Source organism: Flavihumibacter profundi, from assembly GCF_020076305.1.
GTDB lineage: Bacteria > Bacteroidota > Bacteroidia > Chitinophagales > Chitinophagaceae > Flavihumibacter > Flavihumibacter profundi.
The window spans coordinates 1463480-1483690 of record NZ_JAIQXE010000001.1; the positions used below are offsets into that span (position 1 = coordinate 1463480).

A 20211-nucleotide genomic window follows, 5' to 3' on the forward strand; every position below is an offset into this window, starting at 1 on the left:
TAAAGCTACAAAAAATAAAGGCTACTATTCCACTCCAGCTTTCCTGTTTATTGCATAACGGAAGCCTATGAAAAATTTACGACCCTGGTTTGGCGCATATACATAATTGGGATCAAAACTAAGCGCATAAGGATTTTCAGTGGTGGGGATCACCTGGCCATTACTATCGCGGACCACCTGTTTATCAAACGGATCATGGGCCCTGGCTATAATAAAAGGGTTATTTGCCAGTGGGGTAAAATTGAGCAGGTTTTTTACTCCGCCGAACCATTCCCACATACCTTTACCCTTTTTAGTCAATTGCAGGTTCTGGATCGTCCATACCGGCGAAACCGGGCTCCTCGGATCAAGGTTAGATACCAGGGGTAATAGCATTGGCCCATAAATATTCCCTGTATAATCTGCAGACCAGCCGCTATTTCCCACGGTATAACTAAGCGTCCATGTTCCCGACCATTGTTCTGTGAGCAACTGCCTGTAACGTTCTGTTTCACCGGATTTATTCTTTGTTGCAAGGGAAACATCCTGCAATGTAAAACCCGCAGTAAAGCGAAGTCTTTTAAAAGCAGCTTCGACATTCAGGCTTGTGCCGACTGACCTGGCGAACCCATCAAGGTTAGCGTATATAATTTTATCGGGATCGGTTTGGTAATCGGGCAAAATCCGGTTGGAAAAATAAGTGTACCAACCAGAGGCTTCCACATTCATATACCCTTTGGAAAAAATCAGTTTCCGCGTATAGTTTATGTTCAGGTTATAGCTTTTTTCTGGTTTGAGGTTTCCCTTTATTTCCACTTTCCGTGCACCGGTAAGGGCTGCATGGTCTTCAGTAAAAAGGTTAACTACCCTGAAGCCAGATCCTGCATTAATGCGAAGGTAATCCATGTCCGAAAAAGACCATTTCCAGGCTACCCGCGGTGTAAAGATATTTCCATGTCTTTTATCATAGTCGTACCGTAAACCCGTCAGTAACAAATGCCGCTTATTAAGGGTGATCTCATCCTGCAAAAAAATGCCGGGTAAAAATATATTATCGGGACGGTTACCGGATCCGTTTGGGCCGGCTGTAGCCGGCGTATTATCATCATAGGCTGTATACCGGCCAACAATACCCGAAAGAAGCTGGTGTTCATCACCCATTTTCTTTTCCCAGGTAAATTCGGCAAACCCTATTCGCTGGTCAGCATTAAAAAGGTTCTTTCCATAGGCAGATCTTTGCCGGTGAAAATTTGCAGAGAAAAGGAAATTTATTTTTTCAATTAAAGGTAACTGGTAGTTCCCGATCAGTTCCCCCCGTGTAGTACTAATCTGCTCACCATATACTGAATCTGTAGCACGAAACTCCCGGGTCCATTGCATTTCCCCGCCAAACCGGTCTTCAGCAATGAACCGCATGGCAAGAGCCGCCAGCCTGCTGAACTTCCGGGTAAAACTGGTTTTCCCAAAAAGGGAAACCCTGTTTTGCAAGGTCACATCTGTGAAGTTGTCCAGGTTTTTATCATAGCGATGGGTGAAATTAAAATAGTTTACACCAAGCAGGGTCTGGCTCTTTCTTCGGTTAGCTAACCTCATACCAAGGTCAAAATTGTGTTCCCGCCAGGAACTGCCGCTATATTCAAATGAAATTAATGGGGCTTTGCCCGGCTGCCGCGTAATTACATTAATTAATCCGCCAATCGCTTCAGACCCATATAATGAAGAAGCCGGCCCCTTTACAATTTCAATCCTTTCTACAAGGGCATTGGGAATACCCTGCAGTCCATATACTGAAGCCAGGCTGCTAACAATAGGCATTCCGTCGATCAGCACCATGGTATAAGGGCCTTCCAATCCGTTAATATGAATATCCCCTGTGTTACAAACATTACAATTCAGTTGCGGCCGAACCCCGTTTACCAGTTGCAGTGATTCAAAAATGGAGGGTGTTGGGTTTTTCCGGAAAAACGATTGGTTATAAACTTCCACAGGAACAGGACTTGCGGACCGCTGGACTGCACGCATTGTACCAGTTATCACCACCTCGTCCATTTCACGCAAATTGGGCTGAAGCTCTATTATTAGCGAGTCGGAATTTATTGGCACGGCGATATTCTTATATCCAACTGCAGATACAATTAGCTGTGCGGTTGTATCTGGCAATTGTATCCTGAACTGGCCGGATGGCCCTGAAAGAACAGACAGCTTACCATTTTCACAGGCAATTGTTGCCATAGGAATGGCCGTACTGTTTCCTTTTTGGACAACCCTGCCAGCAATCCACCGGCTTTGTGCTGCAAGTAATTGAACAGCCAGCAATGCCATGAAAAAAAATAGAAAATTCATTTTTAGTCTTGTCTAAATTTATATTTAGACAAATATAAAAATATGACTTAGAATTTCCATACTAATTATTAATCTGGCACGTTATTGGTTAAATCCTGCTATATGAAAAATGCAGATAAAGTTTTCCTTGCCGCAATTTTTACAACACTTGTAGTTTTCTACTCGGTTTTCGCTATCATTTTAGCCTGATTGGCTAGCTTTGGGCCATGATAATTACCCTCAGGCCTATTGAACCGGCAGACAATGCCGCATTAGCTGTTATCATTCGTTCCTCCCTTGCGGAATTTGGCGCCAACAAGCCAGGCACCGTATTTTACGATAATTCCACTGATCATTTATTTGAACTTTTCCGTCAACCCGGTAGCACGTATTTCGTTGCTATTAAAAACGGTCAGATCCTTGGCGGTGCAGGAATATTTCCAACAAAGGGATTACCACCGGGTTGTTGTGAACTGGTAAAAATGTACCTGCTGAAAGAAGCCCGGGGAAAGGGCCTCGGAGGTAAATTGATTGCACATGCCCTGGATACAGCCCGCCAGTTGGGCTATAAGCAGGTGTACCTTGAAACCATGCCCGAATTACGCAAGGCCGTTTCCGTTTATGAAAAATTTGGATTTAAATACCTCGATGGACCAATGGGCAACTCCGGACATTTCGGCTGCGATGTTTGGATGCTAAAGGATTTGGAGGATAGCTAAATCTGTCCTTTCCACCCCTGAAAATTGGAATATGGCCTGGGTATCCACCTTTGCCAAGATCCGGATAAAGACAACAACAACCGCTCAGTGCAGTTCAGACTATACCATGATGCTGAGATATTGCTGTGAATAACGGCAAAATAACGGCAAAATAACGGCAAGTAAAAGTGAAGAACTCCTCAATTAACCTAACTGAAAGGCACTGAGATTATCCCTGCAGCATCGAAAAAGCAATCGCATATTGGGCCGGGACCTCGCCCTTGCAAAGGCAGCCACACCTGAACCGACCCGGGCGGATGATTGTATTATTAACCAGGATATCTATAAAATGTCGAAGGCGACCGCCACCAGCGATTTCCAGGACATGGCCAACCCAGGCAAAAAACCCCGATGTATTTTACATCAGGAGACAAGACTTAATGGGCTTATGTTCCTGGAATAATGGGCTCATGTTCCAGAATAATGGACTCATACTACGAATAATGGGCTCAAACATATCCCGGTTAATAGAACCTGCGAAATACGCCCACACAAAAGGTAGTCCGGAGGAATATTTAGCCAGTGAGTCCCGATCAGCGAAACTGTTCAGGCACTGGCCTGCTCAACTTCATACAAACCACTGAATAAATACAATTTTCCTGTTGCCACTTCCTTGCACTGGTAGCGCTTTCTCAGCTTTTTACCCTTTTTGAATATACGTCCGCCATCGATGGCAAACAATGCTCCTTCAGGTAATTCCTCTACCATAATACCCCTATCATCGGGATGGTCATGATTGCGCAATATCCGCATCAAAGGTTCATCTGCACAACTGCTTGCCGGCAGGTTATGGAGGCTTCTTAAAAGAGCTTGTTCCACATCAGCGGGAAATATCTGCCTGCCCAGGAATTGTTGCAGCAAAACCCTGTAGAGTTGTTTCCATTCTTTCCCGTGAGCCGATACCCTGTGGCCATGTGTTTCGAATGTAACCAGGTGGGCCAGTTCATGCACGAGTGTTATCAGGAAAGCGTATGGGTTTAGGTTTCCATTAATACTGATCCGGTGATTTCTGTCCCGCAATGCATGCCGGTAATCGCCCAATACAGTACGTCTTTCCCTTGTTATTGTTAAATGGACCTTATGTTCATGCAGATAGCCCGCAATGAGTTCAAAGGAACCGGCAGGTAAAAAATGGGATAATTGTTGTAAAGGATACTCCTTTCGTGGCATGGATCAGGCAGACTTGGATTGCTTAAGCACCACACGCAATTCAATAAAAGTATATAACATATAGAGGAACATGCACCCAAAAAGGGCTGGCTTGTTCACATTCTCACGTGCAATAAATATATAGATGAAAGCTGCAATGGCGCAACCAAATAGTTTTAACAACATGCCACTGTAAACATTGCGCAGGAATATCGACGTTGATTTGTTGCGCATAGCATTATGTTGCAGCCAGGTTGAAAGTAAAAAAATCAGGAACAATATAAAATTGCCTGCTTGTAGAATGACAGTATTTACAGCATTTTCTTCCAGCCTTTTATTCCAAATCAGGAGAAAAGCATTTACCAAAACAAAAATCAGGATAATTGGAACAAATGCCTTTTTAGCGGATAGTTTATCTTTTTCCATTGGCCCAAAGGTAATGTCCAAATCGATAAGGGCAAATGATTCCCACCCCCAAAACCCCACAGGGTCCGGGACAAAGCGCTATACGCCCTTGCAAGGCTAAGCAGCCTTGCTGTCTTTCTGCTTTTCGCTGATGGCAGCTGCTGAAGGCGCTGCTACTTGTGTGCCCATATGACAGGCCCCATTGAAAGTAGCTGCAGGCTCAATTTGCAGTTTGCCAGCATGGATATTACCATTCACAACACCGCTGGCCTTTAACTGTAGCAATTCCTTTACTTTGATGGTACCGGTCACTTTTCCCATGATATCGGCCTGGAGTCCATGTATATCACCTTCTACTACACCGTTGGCTCCGATAACTACTTTGGCAGTACTGTGCACATTGCCGATAAGTACTCCATCAATACGGAGGTCGCCGTTACTGGTGATGTCGCCTTTAAGAGTGGTACCGTTTCCGATCAAACTTGTACTGTTTCCGCTGGTCTCGGCAGCGAATTCTGATTTGGATTTTCCGTTGAACATAGCATTGGATTTTAGTCTGTGGTTGTTTCAGTAGCTGGGATATTAAGGGAGGTAGTGTCCAGTTTAACGGTCGCATCTCCCTGCAAAACGCTTTTTATACTTTGTAAATACTTGTCTTTATACTCCATCGCCTGTTCAAGTGAATCAGTCCTGATCTTCAACTGCCGCAGTTCCCGGGTGGCATTTGCGCTGCCATAACCGGGTATATACAACTTAAGGGGCGTAAAAACGATCAAGGCAACTGTTAATCCGGTTAGCAAAACGAAAATTGTACTCAACCCGATATACACACTTAACCTGGACAATTTAAAAGTTACGACCTCTTCGTAGCTGTCGTCGTTCATCACAACCAGGCGATACCTGTTACGTAAACGTCTAAAGGTGGTGTTTGTATTGTTTTCAGGCATTAAAATTGTTCTGTTTTCTTTATGTACACACACAACTTACATAAAATTCGAGCCAAAATATTTAGGTAACTTTAAAATATTTTTCTTGCCGGAGAGTTTTTATCAATTTAGTTTGCGCAGATGATCAACCAAAAGGGCATCAGACATTATATTCCTTTGCTGTTTTGCCTTTCCTGTTTTTTCCCCGGACTGGGTCAGCCAACACTTGATCCCGACCTAAAAAAGCCAGTCAAGTACGAAAACCGTATCCTGAGGGCTGAAAAAACCGGGGAGAAGAAATTTACTGTACCCCGTCGTTTCTTCCAGAATACCTACACTCATTATAATTATGCCTTCAACGCCCGCGCAAAACTAAACCAGGTGCTGGATAATGCAAAGGCCCAGCATATCGACAGGTATTCCGAATTGCTTAGCTTTTACAATTATACCCTGGAGAGTACTTCAGAACATCGAACCGAACTCGATTCTGTCATATACAAAGTAAATGCAGGTATTTTCCTCCACGACCTCCGTAGTAACTGGATGGACAATATTTACCTATTGATGGGTGAAGCTTATTATTACCGGAATACCCTCGATACGGCATTCATGACATTCCAGTATATGAACTATGCCTTTTCACCAAAGGAAGACGATGGCTATGATAAAGTTATTGCAAGTAATTCCAATGAAAATGGCAGTGTCATGAAGGTTGCAACCGTTGAAAAACGGAATATTATTGACCGGGCCTTTACTGAACCGCCCAGCAGGAATGACGCTCTTATTTGGCTGGTCCGCACGCATATTGCCCGTAATGACCTGGTTACTGCAGCCACTTTAATCCAAACCCTTAGGAACGACCCCGATTTCCCAAAAAGATTAGCTCCACAGCTCGCCGAAGTGACTGCATACTGGTTTTATAGTCGTCCGCAGTATGACAGTGCCGCTTATTACCTGCAATTGGCATTACCGGCAGCGGGCAATAAACAGGAAATGGCCCGTTGGGAATACCTGATGGGACAATTGTATTCAAGGGCAGGAAAACCAGATTTGGCGAAAGAAGCTTTCCGCAACTGTATGCAGCATACCCTTAATCCTGTAATGGAGGTAGCCGCACAATTGCAGGCCGCACAGGAAATTTCAGGATTGGAGGATGTTGACTGGCAGGCCGCATTGATTTCACTTGAAAAAATGGCTAAGAAAGAGCGCTATTATAATTACCGGGATCTCATTTACTATACCATGGCCCGAATTGAAGTGCGCCGCAAAAGACTACCGGATGCAAAGGCTCACCTTGTGAAAAGCGTGAAATTCAGTAACAATAATCCAGAGCAGAAAAGCAGGTCCTTCCTCCTGCTGGGCGAAGTAAATTTTAATCAGCAAGAATACCAGGCAGCCAGCCGGAATTATGACAGTGTTTTAACAAATATTTTTCCAGAGTCCGAATCCCAGGAAATTGAACAACGGAAAGAAATGCTGCACAAACTGGTACTCCAATATGAAGTAATCCAAAGGCAGGACAGCTTGCAACACCTTGCAGCTTTACCAGAAGCTGAAAGAAATGCAATCCTGAAAAAATACCTGAAGCAATTGCGAAAACAACAGGGATTAAAAGAAGAAGAACAGGGCCCAACCGTAGGCGGACCAATACTTCTTCCATCTGGCAATGCTATGCCAACTGATCTCTTTACCGACTATAGTTCGGGCGAATGGTATTTTTACAATAACTCCCTCAAAAGCAGGGGATTTACTGAATTCAGAAATAAATGGGGTAACCGTCCAAATACTGACAACTGGAGAAGAAGCAGCAGCGTATCAAATGTTACTTTCAATAAAGAAATAGCAGCCGGTGAACAGAAAATCGATTCTGCAGATGCCGGTAATCTGAGCCTGCAAAAATTAACTGCACAGTTGCCGATTAGTCCGGATAAACTGCAGGTTTCCAACGACTCAATCTTACAGGCACAATACCAATTGGGCTTATTATTACAAAATAAAGTGGAGGATTATGCCACTGCTGCTATACAATATGAACAAGCAGAACTAAGGTATCCTGCGAGCAAACTTGAACCTGACATATTGTACAACCTTTCGGTCTGTTACCGCAAACTTGGCAAAACAAACCTTCTGGCCACAACCATTGACAAATTAACCAATAAGTATTCCGATACCCGCCAGGCACGGCTGGCCATCGATCCAAGAGCTGTGCAGGAAGCCGATAGTGCCGTTTCAAAGCATGCAACAAGCGCTTATAACGAGGTATATGATTTATATATTGAAGGTAAATTCACCGCAGCTATTGCAGCAAAAAACAGGGCCGATAGTACATTTGGCACCCATTACTGGACACCACAGCTGTTGTATATTGAATCTGTATTTGAAATAAAGAACAGGCAGGATGGCCAGGCTATTCAAACACTGGGACAGATTGTTTCACAATTCCCGGAGCATCTGCTTGCCGAAAGGGCTACCAACATGATCAGCGTTTTAAAAAGGCGGGCGGAAATAGAACAATACCTCAATAACCTGCAAATTGAAAGGCCTGCTGAAGACAGCACTGTTAAACTACCTGAGGAGACAAAACTTCCGCCTGCTGCTGCTCCTGAAAAAGCACCAGTTACTGCAGACACAGTCCGTGCAATCAAGGCCGTAGCTCCGATTGCCGCACCTGCAAAAAATAAACCAGTTACTGACAGCAGTCTTTTGAAAAAAGCAGCGCCTTTAGTGCCGGCAAATAGTGTATTTAATCGCCATGCGGCACAACCCCATTATGTAGTATTGGTCCTTGACCAGGTTGATCCTGTTTATGTGAATGAAGCCAGGAATGCTTTTATCAGGTATAATAAGGAAAGGTATTACAATATAACAACCAATGTTGTTATCGTTAGTTTGTCCGACCAGGTAAAACTTGTTTCAATTAGTGGTATGCCAAATGAAGAAGCTGCATTACAGTATATAAAACAAGCAAAAGACCTCGCCCCGAAAGAGATTATCCCGTGGTTAAAAGGAAATAAATATTATTTCTTGCCGGTTGCACAGGATAATATGGACCTGTTGATCAGTAATAAAAACCTGCCAGCTTACCGTGACTTTCTAAAACAACTATTTCCCGATCAATTTTAAAATTTTATACTAAGCAGAATACTTATGAAACAAACCGTAAAGGTCTTTTGGAAAATATTTTTTATTGGCTTAGCTGGATTTGCTTTGTTGATTTTACTGATCAACTTTGGGCTGTTTGGCAAACTGCCTTCACTCAGCGAACTGGAAAATCCATCCATCCTGCAGGCCACAGAGGTATATGCTGCAGACGGAACCCTTATGGGTAAATATTTCCGGGAAAAAGGGAACAGGAGCAATGTAGAATACAGAGACATTTCCAAACATGTTATCAATGCCCTTGTAGCGACAGAAGATGAGAGGTTTTATGAACATTCGGGTATTGATGGAAAAGGTGTGGCACGAGCCATTGCATTCCTGGGAACTAAGGGCGGCGGGTCTACAATTACCCAGCAACTCGCGCTGAATATGTTTGAAGAAAGGGCCACCAATCCGTTCGCAAGGGTAATCCAGAAATTAAAGGAATGGATAATTGCCATAAAACTGGAAAGGAATTTTACAAAGCAGGAAATCCTTGCACTTTATCTTAATGTGGTGCCGTTTAGTGATAATGTTTACGGCATCAGGAATGCGTCAATTACCTTTTTCAGCAAGGAACCTGACCGGTTAAATGTTGAGGAAGCGGCAGTCCTGGTGGGAATGGTAAACGGACCTACTATATTCAATCCACGTAGAAATCCCAAGCCAGCGCTAATGCGAAGGAACCATGTAATCACCAAAATGGGCGAAAACAGTTACCTCACAGAAGCAGAAGCCAATAGAATCAAATTACTGCCTATTACCCTTAATTATAAAAGGCTCGATGAAAATACAGGCCTTGCTCCCTATTTAAGGGAAGTGGTGCGCGGCGATATAAAAAAATGGTGCAAAGAACATACAAATCCGGCTACCGGCGATCCCTATGATATATATAAGGATGGCTTAAGGATTTACACCACAATTAATCCCCGGATGCAACTATATGCTGAAGAAGCAGTGGCAAAGCATATGCCTAACCTCCAAAAAGCATTGAATGAACAGAATTCATTGAAGAAAGGAACGATCTGGAAAGAGCATAACAATGTGCTGGTAACTGCGATGAAACAAAGTGACCGATGGGAGAACGGGAAGGACGATGGAATGAGTGATGAGGAATTGAAGGCCAGCTTCAACCAAAAAGTGCCAATGAAAATCTTTGCCTGGAATTCCAAGCGGGAAAAGGATACAGTGATGACGCCTATGGATTCAATCAAATACCACCGTCAGATGCTTCAGACTTCATTCATGGTTATGGACCCCTTAACCGGTGAAGTGAAAGCCTGGGTAGGGGGCATCGATTTTAAAAACTATAAATACGACCACGTAAATATAGAAACCAAAAGGCAGGTGGGTTCTTCCATCAAACCCTTCCTCTATTGCGAAGCCATTGAAGAAGCCGGCTTCACACCTGAAACCCCGGTGCAAAACGTAGCCCAGAATTTCCCGGGCTATGGAATGGTTCCGGCGAAAGGAGAATGTAAAGGCAATACAGTTACTATGGCCAGTGCCCTCACTTATTCCTTAAACTGCGCCACCGCTTATATCATGAAGCAGATAGGACCAAAACGATTTGTTGAGTTCCTCCACAATATCAATATCAATTCAAAAATGGAAGCTTACCCTTCCATTTGCCTGGGTGCGGTAGATCTTTCAATGTATGAAATGCTTTATGGATATACCATGTTTGCTAACCGCGGATTCAGCACCCAACCTATTTATATTACCCGGATTGAAGACCGTAATGGCAATGTATTGGAAAGCTTCCAGACAAAAATGAACCAGGTGATCAGTGAGTCCGCTGCCTATACCACCACTAAAATGCTTGGTGGACCCGTAGAAGTAGGTACAGCGGCAGGCTTACGTGCACGTTTGGGTGCTACTGAAATGGCCGGAAAAACCGGCACAACCAATGACAATGCTGATGCCTGGTTTATAGGATTTACCCCTCAATTATTAGGTGGTACCTGGATCGGGTGCGATGATCGGTTTATACGACTTGAAAATGCGCTGGGTTACGGTGGTCGGGCAGCTTTGCCAATTTGGGAATATTTCTTCCAAAAGGTTTATGCGGATAAAACCCTTGGCATTGATAAAGAGTCGCGATTTGCACAACCTGAACAAATGCGCAATGAAGCGATGTACGATTACATGAATATCATTGACCAGTCGCCGCCTCCAGGCGCAGAAGGCATCGACCAGGGAAATGGTGGTGCCGACCAGTACCTATCTGAGCCCGATACCAATAATGTTCCAGTTGAATCCAAATTAAACCAGGAAGAAGAGAATGTATTAAAGGAGGCCAACAAGAAAGATGAGAAAAAAAACCTGGATAAATTCCCTATGGCGGAGCCACCCAAAAAGGAAAAAAAAGGATTCTTTAAAAAACTATTTGGTGGGCGTAAAAAGGAAGAAAACTAATTAAAGTATAAATATAAAAGAGGCTGCCTTAAAATAACAGCCTCTTTTATATTTATAACCTGTTCAATTATTGGCTTACTTTAAATTCAACCCTGCGATTCTTGGTTCTTCCGGCGCTTGTATTGTTTTCAGCTATAGGCTGGTCTTGTCCGTATCCCACTGCTGTTAATCGGTCTGCACTTACACCCCTGGAAACAAGGTAATTAATTACCGATTGTGCACGCTTTTCGCTGAGTTTCCTGTTGAATTCAACACTTCCGGTATTGTCTGTATGACCAGCAACTTCAACTTTCAATTGAGGATATTGAACATTGAGGATATTTGCACCTTCATCCAATGTCTTTTTGGCAGCTGGTGTAAGTTTTGCACTGCCTAATACAAACTGCACTGCGGCAGCATTAAACTTGGCGGTTTCCAATTTAGGGCAACCACCATTGTCGATTGGACCTGCAACATCCGGACATTTGTCTTCCTCATCATTTACACCATCATTATCTCGGTCCGGTATTGGGCAACCCTGGTAACGGGCCAAACCTGCTACATCTATACATTTATCTTCTTCATCATTTATGCCGTCGTTATCAGTATCAGGTATAGGACAACCCTGGTAACGGGCAATCCCAGGCACAGTCGGGCATTTATCTTCTTTATCGGCAATTCCATCGCCGTCCGAATCAGCATCCTTTTGAATAACAACCGGTGGCGGTGGTGGTGGGATTACTTTTACTTCTTTCTTCTTGCCTACATTACCGGCGATACCAATGCTGTGGTAAAAATGGTCAGAGGTTGTGGGTGTTACACCAATGCGGTACTGTGAGTTGATCAGTACAAATGCTTCATTACTGATGTTTACCTGCATACCAACTCCAACCGGGATAATCGCCCCCCAGTAACCACTCCATTCAGAAGCACCAATACCTGCAGACAAGTAAGGTGATATAAGGTGTTTATCAGAAAACATTTTCGCAAAGGCCATCGCATCCCATTCTATCAGTGCGTTCGAATAACTTTGCGATTTACCCTTAATTGGGTATTCAACAAAAGTTAATCCCATAGAAGTTGAAAAATCAAAATGGTTGGTAAGTCCACGCATATAGTTAAATGCAAGCCCATAATTCATATCACCGGGCTTCGTCCACTCATGATTTTTGAGTACATCATTCAGGGAGGAGTTTTTTATCTTTTGGGGGGTTGCAAAATCAACAGCAAATAAATGGATCCCAACTGCTGGCCTCTTCAGGTATTCATAGGGTTGGGCAAAAGCTGCCGAAAAAATGCAACATAAAGTAACCAATGAAAAAATAACTTTTTTCATAACGCGTTTTTTGGTAACCAAGGGGCAAAAATAGACCCTAACAGGTAAGTGTTAAAATTATTTATTAATATGATTAGCTGTAAGATCAGCAGGCATCTGCTTGCCAAGTACCTCCAGTTTCACTTTTGCAAGTCCATGACCTGTGTATCCCAATTTTTTTGCAGCAGATCCTGATAAGTCAATAAGGCGGGGATTTTTATAATGTAATCGGTCGTTGATTTTTACAATAACTGATTTATGGTTGCGCTGGTTAGTTACTTTTACCCAGGTCCCTAACGGTAATCCATTATGCGCTCCAGTCATTTTCTTACTGTCATATACTTCTCCGTTAGCTGTTTTTCTTCCATTGAACTTATTCGAATAAAAACTGGCGGTGCCATATTGAATTTTTGCGTTGCTGACCTTTCTTTTCTTTTTAGCAGGTACCGGGCTTTGGTCTGTAGTTTGGGCAGTAACCGTTCCGGTATACAACAAACCCAGCGCAATGATCATTCTTGGAAGGAATTTCATAGATCAGTTAATTGGTTTGGACCTGAAATACCGTTGGGAAAGCAGGCGGTCATCTTCATAAATATCCTCATAAAACCTGATTTTATTATCCTGTCCTTCACAAGTAAAATATCGTATAAATATTGGAACATGCAAAAAATCAGTTATAACATGCTTCTCTTGGCGGTTAATCCAGGCTTTTAACGTATCGGGGGGGTATCTTATTTCATTGTTCCGTACCAAGAAATCAGATAATTTTTCCCATTCCTGTACACGGACACATCCATGGCTAAGCGATCTTATGCTGCGAGAAAACAATCCCCTCGCGTTGGTATCATGGAGGTAAACATCATATTTATTACGAAAGTTGAACTTCATTAAACCAAGTGAATTATCATCGCCCTGGCGCTGGCGGAGCAGGTATGGAAAATGTTCCTTATTCAGTTTAAACCAATCAATGGAAGCCGGATTGATCACACTATCATTTTTATCGACCACCATCAGGTTTTGCTTATCAAGATAATCGATACTCTTTTGGATTTTGGGGAGCATTTCCTTAAAAATGATACTGTACGGCACTGTCCATTGTGGATAAGTTATAAAATTCACAATTTCACTGGTCAGCACTGGTGTACGGGTTTTTGGTGCCCCGACTATTATTTTTGATTGCAAAACAAGGGTATCGGCATCAATAACAGAAAGCTGGTATGCTGGCAGGTTAACCCACAAGTAAGTCTCGGGCATTTGCGTGCCGAGTTGTTTATACCGGTCAAGGTTAATAACAATCCGCTTGAATTTTTCCCAATTGGTATTATTCAGGCTCCCGATTGTTTGTTCCGCAGCAATCCCTGTAGTACGGATACCATTTTTTTGCTGATATTGCCTGACTGCCAATTTATACTTTAATGTATCAGCGGAGTCCCAATTTTTATCCAGTATTCCTGCTTCCTGCAATCTTTTGGCAACCTGGCTTATTACTTCCAGTGAATCTTTATTGGGATAAATTATATAGGTATATTCTTTAAACTTAACCGAATCAAGAAAAGCGGGCAATGCTTGGCGGATTGCCTTGTAACCAGCAAGGGTTGGCTCCAATGCTTCGAGTGATTGCCTGATCTGGTTTGTAACGAGCGCTTCCTTTAATAACCTAACCAGTTCTTCATCCCTGAAAACAGAATCGGGCCTGAGGGTGGTACTATCTCTTTCAAGGTGGCCGAACTTCAAATGTCTGGCCATTTGGAAGAAGGCATCCGTCATTAAAATATCGGTCCTGGTCCATAAGGCAATGTTCTTCCGGTTTATTGTGTCTATTACAATTTTATTGCGTGCCGATAAAATAGCCGGGAAATGATAATCAGATGGGAACAGGCCATATTCTTTTGATTTACTGATTAGCGTGAATAAGGTATCCCCTGCTGGCAACCATTGAGCTGCATTGCTCCACAACGGCTGGAAATCGCCGGTTTCATAAAGCCGGGATAAAAGGTGGTAATTGGCAATTTGGGTTGAATCATTCAGCTTACCTTCTGAAGCCTCAAGAAATGAAACCAATTTATTGAGTTGTTCATTTGCTTTTGGTTGCACCTCTTCCGGCTTATTTACAATTACCACTTCATCCGGTGCTTTTTGGGGGGTGGCATTTTTACAGGAAGGGATTATTGCAAATATTATAGGAAAAAAAACTGCCATCAACACATGGTTGAACAATACTTTTCTTTTGAACATCTTAAAATGCAGATTCATTATTTTCATTTTCTAAAACCAGACCAAACATGTACAATATACTTATTCAGTTTCATTTGCTTCTCTCTGGATTGCCGGTATTTTGCAACAGCAGCTTTGGCCAGGCAACAAAAAATACGACGATTACCATAATGCAAGATGTGAAAAAATTCCGGGAGGTTGTCAGCACTGATCCGAATCAACGGATGGTCGATTTAACAAACTATATACCAAACCTGGTATTTGACCTGAAATACAGTAAAAAAGACAATTTCACACACCAGGTATTGTACCCGGCTAAAATGTATTACAGTTTTTTGCGGCTGCCGGCGGCAAGTGCCCTGCGGGAAATCTTTGAAGCATTGCAAAAAGAGGGAATCGGGGTAAAAGTTTATGACGCTTACCGGCCTTATGACGCTACTTAACTGATGTGGAATATTGTCTGAGATGAGCGTTACACGGCAAACCCGGCCAAAGGAAGTGGACATAACCGTGGAATCTCAATAGATTTAACGTTGCTGGATACACGAAGTGGACAAGAATAACCGATGGGAACTTCGTTTGATAATTTCAGTGATTCAGCACATAACAACTCCAGGCAGTTGCCGGAATATATATTTTCAAACAGGAAAAAGCTAAAGACAGTAATGGGAACTCATGGCTCTAAAGCAATGAAAACGGAATGGTGGCATTAAAGCTGGCCAAACGAAGGAAGGTTTGATATTCTGAATTTCAAATTCAGCCAGCTAAGAAAACTGGAACATGATTAGATTTCAATAACAGCAGTAACAGCTTCAATATTAATTGGACCGTATATATGCGGAAATGTTTCTTTATTCGAGGGAGACCATTCGTGTATCAGCTGGCTGCGTAAAAGTGAAGGATCGATAACTAATTTTACCAATCCGGTTTTATCGGCATAATATCGTTCCAGGGTGGCCGCGACCTGGCTATCTTCTGAAGCATGGATAAATCCCTCGTCAATCAATGAACTGGTTTCATAATAGCCCATGGTAAGGGCTAAGTCCCATTCTCTTTTGTAGGCTATATGATATATCATCGTTTTTTATTGCTTAACGCGTAAATGCAATTGGTTATTATTTCATTACCCTTGGCACCCTGTTTACCAGCATCATCAGGTCAGCCAGGACCATAGCTGTTACCGCTTCAAGTACAACCGGAACGCGTAAGGCAATACAAAGGTCATGGCGTCCTTTTACAGAAAACACTTCCTGTTCACCGGTTTCCCAGTTTAAGGTAACCTGGTCCTTTGGCGTTGAAGAAGTGGGTTTAATGGCAATACGGAATACTAGTTCATTTCCATTGGTTATACCCCCTACCACCCCACCGGCATGGTTGGTACGGGTTTTACCTGAGTTGTCTTCAATGGAATCATTATGGTCAACACCGAACATTTTTGCAGCCTGGAAACCAGTGCCAAATTCAATACCCCGAACAGCCGGAATAGCAAAAACGGCATGACTGATCAAAGATTCAACCGAATCGAAGAAGGGCTCCCCCAGGGAGGCGGGCAATCCATTCACCCTGCATTCAACAATACCACCTATGGAATCCTTGGCATCAATGGCTTTCTGTAACCCTTTCTCAATATCCGCCTCGCCGCCAATTTCCAGGATGTTTGCCGAAACTGATATTCCTTTCAGGATTTTCTTTGCCACAACACCGGCTGCCACTAACCCAACGGTTAACCGTCCGCTGAAATGGCCACCGCCCCTGAAGTCTTCAAATCCTCCAAATTTTTGGTGGGCAACAAAATCCGCATGCCCGGGACGGGGAACTGCCCTTTGTTTTTCGTAGTCGCCGGAACGGGTATTCTTATTTTCAAAATAAATAGTCATGGGCGCGCCTGTTGCGCGACCATTGAACAACCCGGTTTGAAAAACAGGGATATCGTCTTCTTTTCGGGGTGTTGTACCTTTTTGTACGCCACCCTTTCTTCTTTCAATATCCTCCACAAAATCTGCTGCATCAAGGGTCAGACCAGCAGGAACACCATCCAGCACTACACCCACTGCGGGTCCATGAGATTCGCCTACTATTGTAACCCTGAATAATTTTCCAAATGCGTTCATTGGTTAATATTACTTTTCACAGCTATGGTTAAACGTACTGAACGTATGCTCCCAATTGTGCAAGGTGATCAAAAAAGTTTGGATATGATTTATTAATAGCTTCTGCTGCATCAATAGACATGGGTCCGGTGGCATTCAAAGCTGCCACAGCACCAGCCATGGCAATCCGGTGGTCGTGGTGCGAATACAACCGGGCACCTTTAACTCCGTTTCCACCCCTGATAATCATAAGATCATCCTGCAATTCAACAGGAACCCCCATTTTCCCGAATTCTTCCTGAAGGGTTATGGCCCTGTTACTTTCTTTGTGTGCCAGCCTTGTTACACCTTTAATAACTGTGGTTCCGGAACAATAAGCCGCAAGGGCAACCAGCGGGGGAAAAAGATCGGGACAATCGGTCGCGTCGAATTCAAATCCTTTAAGGGGCATTGGCCTGAGGGCAATCTGGTTGGCTTCAATACTAATTCCTGCACCACAACTGATCAATGCGTTCAATATGGCTTTATCGGCCTGTGTTGAGAAAACATCCAGGCCGTGAATAATGATATTGCCAGAAATCGCGCCAGCCACCAATAAAAATGCTGCACCGCTCCAATCACCTTCTACAGTATATTCCCGGTGTTTTGCTGCATCCGGGATATAAGAACTTCCAACAAAATAAAAAGCTTCATAATTCATGTTTTCCGGAACTGGCAAACCGAAAGCTTTCATTACTGCAAGGGTAAGGTCTACATAAGGTTTGCTTTTCAGGTTGGTCACTTTAACAGTAACATTTTTAGCTCCGGATGCTGCATAAGCCATAAGGATTCCGGTAAGGAATTGTGAACTTAAAGAACCATCAATAGTAATATCGCGAGGCTGCAGTGGACCCTTTACTACCAGGGGCAGGCGGCCTTCCCTGGTTTTCACGGAAACCCCAAGTTGGGGCAGTACTTCGTCAAAAAAGTCCATTGGCCTCGTTACAAGGCTGCCTTCCCCTGTAATGGTGATCTCCTCTTCATTCATTGCCACTAGTGGCGTAAACATCCTGATGCCTAAGCCGCTTTCCCCGCAATTAACGGTATGCTCACGGGCATGAATACCGGAACTACTGATTATAAGTTGCCGGGCTTCCTCTTTTACAGTAGCGCCGAGGGCATGTATGACACCCAGTGCAGCTTTGTCATCATTGGAATGGCCCGGATTTATCACCATGGTTGTACCGCCGGCAGCAAGTGCTGCGGCACAGGCCCTTTGCATTGAACTCTTCGATGCTGGTGCATATATTTCCCCATGCAATACAGATGGTTTAATTGTTGCGATCATAACTGAGGTAGAAACATTATAATTGTTCGATGATTTTTTTAACCTGCTCCAGCGGAAGGGTATGCACTATGCCTTTCCCGATTTTTTGCAGCAGGATATAGTGAAGGCTATCCCTCTCCCTTTTTTTATCGTGTTTCAAAACGTCGAAAACCTTGCTGCTATTGAAACGTGCATATGTTGGAAGTTGGTACTGGCTAATAACATCCACTACTTTTTCAGCACCTTTAAAACCAAGGATTGTTTCCGATAAGTGTGCTGCATATGTCATGCCGATAGCTACTGCCTGTCCGTGGGACAATTCAAACTGGTTCTCCAGGGCATGTCCCAGTGTATGACCAAAATTAAGCAGTTTGCGGTCACCTTGCTCAGTTTCATCAACCTGAACAACCTTAGTTTTAAGCAGGGCGTTCCGGCGTATTAAAGCTGCGAGTTCTTTTTTCTTTACCTTGTACCAATCTATATCGTGGGTGGCCAACTGGCGGAACATTGCCGCATCTTTAATACAGGCGTGCTTGATGATTTCTGCAAAGCCATTCTGCCATTCGGTTTCAGGCAAAGTTTTCAATACCCCTGCGTCAAAAAGCAAAAAAGAAGGTTGCCTGATAATACCGACCAGGTTCTTGTAAACACCTACATCGACCCCGTTTTTGCCTCCAATGGAAGCATCAACCATTGCCAGCAGGCTGGTTGGCACAAAACCAACCCTGATACCCCGCATGTACACTGCACCGATATACCCGGTAAGGTCTGTGATCACACCGCCGCCGATACCAATCAGCGTGGTTTTCCGGTCAGCCTCCATTTCTATCAGCGTATCAATTACTGCATCTGCGGTTTGTTGGCTTTTGTATTCCTCACCTGGCTTTAGTACAATTGTATTCCATCCTTTTAATTGCTTTTGATACAATGAAAAAATATGATCGTCGGTAATGACGATAGAATATTTCTTATCTGCTACCTGGCTGAGATTCGACAAAGACGCATTGAAATAATACTCTGTAACAGCATGTCCAATCCTGATCTTTTTTGTTTCCATGAATTTCAGGGTATTGGGCTTAACTGTTCATTATTTTGTTCTGGTGGTTGATACTTTCCATATGCACAGCATCAAAATACTTGGTGATGAATTCTTTGCTCAATCCAAGTTTATCACCTTTCAAAAATGCGCGCTCAAGGATTTCATTCCAGCGATTGGTTTGCAAAATGGTGATATTGTTATTCTTCTTGTAAGAGCCGATTTGTTCAGCAACTTTCATTCGCTGACCCAAAATCTGCATCAGTTCATCATCGAGGTGATTGATTTGCTGGCGCAATTTTTCCAGCGCTGCATGATAAGCATCAGAATCCACATCTTCCCTTCTCCAGGTAATAGCATCAAGCATTTCTGCCAGTTTTTCGGGGGTAACCTGCTGCTTGGCGTCACTCCATGCGTTATCCGGGTCAATATGGCTTTCGATCATCAGTCCGTCAAAATCAAGGTCGATCGCTTTTTGCATTACATCCTGCAGAATATCGCGGCGTCCGCAAATATGAGATGGATCGTTAATGATCATCAATTCAGGATTACGGCGTTTCATTTCGATAGCAAGGTGCCACATTGGAGCATTCCTGTATTCTGTATTACCATAGGATGAAAATCCACGGTGAATAAGTCCAATTTGTTTGATACCTGCTTTTGCAACACGTTCTACCGCACCCAACCATAATTCAAGGTCAGGATTTATCGGGTTCTTTATGAGTACCGGAACATCGGCACCTTTAAGGGCATCTGCCACTTCCTGAACACTGAAAGGGTTAACTGTAGTTCTTGCACCAATCCACAGAATATCTACATCAAAATGGAGCGCATCTTCAACCTGCTTAGCTGTGGCTACTTCTACCGCTACAGGCAAACCGGTCAGTTTCCTTGCCTGCTGTAACCAGGGCAGGCCTTTTGTACCGATACCTTCAAATGAACCCGGCCGTGTGCGGGGTTTCCAGATACCGGCCCTAAGTACATCTACTTTCCCGGTTTTTGCCAGCCGCTGAGCGGTTTCAATAACCTGCTCTTCGGTTTCGGCACTGCATGGTCCGGAAATAATTAAAGGACGTTTAGCCCAGGCCTCCTGGGTGATTTCTTTCATTGTTTTTGTTGCTGTTGCTTGCATGATATGTAAATTGTAAAGTTACTTTTTTTGTTGGGTAGTAAGCC

At 43.4% G+C, this 20211-nt stretch carries 18 protein-coding genes; 5 read left to right on the forward strand and 13 right to left on the reverse strand.

What is annotated here, in order from left to right; genetic code table 11:
- Positions 1-24: 24 nt before the first annotated feature.
- On the reverse strand, positions 25-2322 hold the full coding sequence (locus LAQ65_RS06325) for a TonB-dependent receptor (RefSeq protein WP_224116101.1): 2298 nt from the start codon (positions 2320-2322) through the stop codon (positions 25-27).
- A 206-nt stretch (positions 2323-2528) separates the two neighbouring features.
- On the opposite strand from LAQ65_RS06325, the gene LAQ65_RS06330 reads away from it, so the two are divergent.
- On the forward strand, positions 2529-3020 hold the full coding sequence (locus LAQ65_RS06330; RefSeq protein WP_224116102.1) for a GNAT family N-acetyltransferase: 492 nt from the start codon (positions 2529-2531) through the stop codon (positions 3018-3020).
- 585 nt (positions 3021-3605) lie between these two features.
- On the opposite strand, the gene LAQ65_RS06335 is transcribed toward LAQ65_RS06330, so the two are convergent.
- From LAQ65_RS06335 to LAQ65_RS06350, 4 genes are all read right to left on the reverse strand, one after another.
- Positions 3606-4229: a SprT-like domain-containing protein gene (locus LAQ65_RS06335; protein ID WP_224116103.1), complete on the reverse strand. Its 624-nt coding sequence runs from the start codon at positions 4227-4229 to the stop codon at positions 3606-3608.
- 3 nt (positions 4230-4232) lie between these two features.
- Positions 4233-4634, reverse strand: a complete 402-nt coding sequence (locus LAQ65_RS06340) for a hypothetical protein (RefSeq protein ID WP_224116104.1) — start codon at positions 4632-4634, stop codon at positions 4233-4235.
- Between the two features lie 96 nt (positions 4635-4730).
- The gene (locus tag LAQ65_RS06345; RefSeq protein WP_224116105.1) at positions 4731-5153 is read right to left on the reverse strand and encodes a bactofilin family protein; all 423 of its coding nucleotides are present in this window, start codon (positions 5151-5153) and stop codon (positions 4731-4733) included.
- Between the two features lie 11 nt (positions 5154-5164).
- Complete coding sequence (locus tag LAQ65_RS06350; protein WP_224116106.1) at positions 5165-5560, reverse strand: hypothetical protein; 396 nt, start codon at positions 5558-5560, stop codon at positions 5165-5167.
- A 120-nt stretch (positions 5561-5680) separates the two neighbouring features.
- Here LAQ65_RS06350 and porW point away from each other — a divergent pair, with 120 nt between their 5' ends.
- Both porW and LAQ65_RS06360 read left to right on the forward strand, forming a co-directional pair.
- Positions 5681-8662, forward strand: coding sequence for a type IX secretion system periplasmic lipoprotein PorW/SprE (gene porW, locus LAQ65_RS06355; protein WP_224116107.1), 2982 nt, complete (start codon positions 5681-5683; stop codon positions 8660-8662).
- Positions 8663-8686: 24 nt separating this feature from the next.
- Positions 8687-11095, forward strand: coding sequence for a penicillin-binding protein 1A (locus tag LAQ65_RS06360; RefSeq protein ID WP_224116108.1), 2409 nt, complete (start codon positions 8687-8689; stop codon positions 11093-11095).
- 67 nt (positions 11096-11162) lie between these two features.
- Here the strand turns inward: LAQ65_RS06360 and LAQ65_RS06365 are convergent, their stop codons facing one another.
- Genes LAQ65_RS06365 through LAQ65_RS06375 form a run of 3 tightly spaced genes read right to left on the reverse strand, consistent with a single transcriptional unit; the run spans position 11163 to position 14642 of the window.
- Positions 11163-12410, reverse strand: a complete 1248-nt coding sequence (locus LAQ65_RS06365; RefSeq protein ID WP_224116109.1) for an OmpA family protein — start codon at positions 12408-12410, stop codon at positions 11163-11165.
- 57 nt (positions 12411-12467) lie between these two features.
- Positions 12468-12920 carry a septal ring lytic transglycosylase RlpA family protein gene (locus LAQ65_RS06370; protein ID WP_224116110.1) on the reverse strand — a complete coding sequence of 151 codons (453 nt, stop codon included), beginning with the start codon at positions 12918-12920 and terminating at the stop codon, positions 12468-12470.
- A gap of 3 nt (positions 12921-12923) precedes the next feature.
- Positions 12924-14642 carry a L,D-transpeptidase family protein gene (locus tag LAQ65_RS06375; RefSeq protein ID WP_224116111.1) on the reverse strand — a complete coding sequence of 573 codons (1719 nt, stop codon included), beginning with the start codon at positions 14640-14642 and terminating at the stop codon, positions 12924-12926.
- A 29-nt stretch (positions 14643-14671) separates the two neighbouring features.
- Here LAQ65_RS06375 and LAQ65_RS06380 point away from each other — a divergent pair, with 29 nt between their 5' ends.
- Both LAQ65_RS06380 and LAQ65_RS21150 read left to right on the forward strand, forming a co-directional pair.
- On the forward strand, positions 14672-15046 hold the full coding sequence (locus LAQ65_RS06380) for a M15 family metallopeptidase domain-containing protein (RefSeq protein ID WP_224116112.1): 375 nt from the start codon (positions 14672-14674) through the stop codon (positions 15044-15046).
- Positions 15047-15169: 123 nt separating this feature from the next.
- A complete protein-coding gene (locus tag LAQ65_RS21150; protein ID WP_224116113.1) occupies positions 15170-15316 on the forward strand; it encodes a M15 family metallopeptidase in 147 nt (48 codons plus the stop codon).
- A gap of 71 nt (positions 15317-15387) precedes the next feature.
- Here LAQ65_RS21150 and LAQ65_RS06390 read toward each other — a convergent pair whose 3' ends face one another.
- From LAQ65_RS06390 to LAQ65_RS06410, 5 genes are read right to left on the reverse strand one after another with little or no spacing between them, the layout of a single operon-like run.
- Positions 15388-15681, reverse strand: coding sequence for a DUF952 domain-containing protein (locus LAQ65_RS06390; protein WP_224116114.1), 294 nt, complete (start codon positions 15679-15681; stop codon positions 15388-15390).
- Positions 15682-15718: 37 nt separating this feature from the next.
- A complete protein-coding gene (locus LAQ65_RS06395; RefSeq protein ID WP_224116115.1) occupies positions 15719-16714 on the reverse strand; it encodes a chorismate synthase in 996 nt (331 codons plus the stop codon).
- A gap of 28 nt (positions 16715-16742) precedes the next feature.
- Positions 16743-18020: a 3-phosphoshikimate 1-carboxyvinyltransferase gene (gene aroA, locus LAQ65_RS06400; protein ID WP_224116116.1), complete on the reverse strand. Its 1278-nt coding sequence runs from the start codon at positions 18018-18020 to the stop codon at positions 16743-16745.
- 16 nt (positions 18021-18036) lie between these two features.
- Complete coding sequence (gene aroB, locus LAQ65_RS06405) at positions 18037-19056, reverse strand: 3-dehydroquinate synthase (protein ID WP_224116117.1); 1020 nt, start codon at positions 19054-19056, stop codon at positions 18037-18039.
- 19 nt (positions 19057-19075) lie between these two features.
- A complete protein-coding gene (locus LAQ65_RS06410) occupies positions 19076-20167 on the reverse strand; it encodes a chorismate mutase (RefSeq protein ID WP_224116118.1) in 1092 nt (363 codons plus the stop codon).
- Positions 20168-20211: the final 44 nt, after the last annotated feature.

Excerpts from the sequence above, each read along its gene's own strand:
- LAQ65_RS06350 (WP_224116106.1), bottom strand. The coding sequence starts at position 5,560 with ATGCCTGAAAACAATACAAACACCACCTTTAGACGTTTACGTAACAGG.
- LAQ65_RS06335 (WP_224116103.1), bottom strand. The coding sequence starts at position 4,229 with ATGCCACGAAAGGAGTATCCTTTACAACAATTATCCCATTTTTTACCT.
- LAQ65_RS06410 (WP_224116118.1), bottom strand. The coding sequence starts at position 20,167 with ATGCAAGCAACAGCAACAAAAACAATGAAAGAAATCACCCAGGAGGCC.
- LAQ65_RS06390 (WP_224116114.1), bottom strand. The coding sequence starts at position 15,681 with ATGATATATCATATAGCCTACAAAAGAGAATGGGACTTAGCCCTTACC.
- LAQ65_RS06360 (WP_224116108.1), top strand. The coding sequence starts at position 8,687 with ATGAAACAAACCGTAAAGGTCTTTTGGAAAATATTTTTTATTGGCTTA.
- LAQ65_RS06380 (WP_224116112.1), top strand. The coding sequence starts at position 14,672 with ATGTACAATATACTTATTCAGTTTCATTTGCTTCTCTCTGGATTGCCG.
- LAQ65_RS06365 (WP_224116109.1), bottom strand. The coding sequence starts at position 12,410 with ATGAAAAAAGTTATTTTTTCATTGGTTACTTTATGTTGCATTTTTTCG.
- LAQ65_RS06395 (WP_224116115.1), bottom strand. The coding sequence starts at position 16,714 with ATGAACGCATTTGGAAAATTATTCAGGGTTACAATAGTAGGCGAATCT.
- aroB (WP_224116117.1), bottom strand. The coding sequence starts at position 19,056 with ATGGAAACAAAAAAGATCAGGATTGGACATGCTGTTACAGAGTATTAT.
- LAQ65_RS06370 (WP_224116110.1), bottom strand. The coding sequence starts at position 12,920 with ATGAAATTCCTTCCAAGAATGATCATTGCGCTGGGTTTGTTGTATACC.
- LAQ65_RS06340 (WP_224116104.1), bottom strand. The coding sequence starts at position 4,634 with ATGGAAAAAGATAAACTATCCGCTAAAAAGGCATTTGTTCCAATTATC.
- porW (WP_224116107.1), top strand. The coding sequence starts at position 5,681 with ATGATCAACCAAAAGGGCATCAGACATTATATTCCTTTGCTGTTTTGC.
- LAQ65_RS21150 (WP_224116113.1), top strand. The coding sequence starts at position 15,170 with ATGGGAACTTCGTTTGATAATTTCAGTGATTCAGCACATAACAACTCC.
- LAQ65_RS06325 (WP_224116101.1), bottom strand. The coding sequence starts at position 2,322 with ATGAATTTTCTATTTTTTTTCATGGCATTGCTGGCTGTTCAATTACTT.
- LAQ65_RS06375 (WP_224116111.1), bottom strand. The coding sequence starts at position 14,642 with ATGAATCTGCATTTTAAGATGTTCAAAAGAAAAGTATTGTTCAACCAT.
- LAQ65_RS06330 (WP_224116102.1), top strand. The coding sequence starts at position 2,529 with ATGATAATTACCCTCAGGCCTATTGAACCGGCAGACAATGCCGCATTA.
- LAQ65_RS06345 (WP_224116105.1), bottom strand. The coding sequence starts at position 5,153 with ATGTTCAACGGAAAATCCAAATCAGAATTCGCTGCCGAGACCAGCGGA.
- aroA (WP_224116116.1), bottom strand. The coding sequence starts at position 18,020 with ATGATCGCAACAATTAAACCATCTGTATTGCATGGGGAAATATATGCA.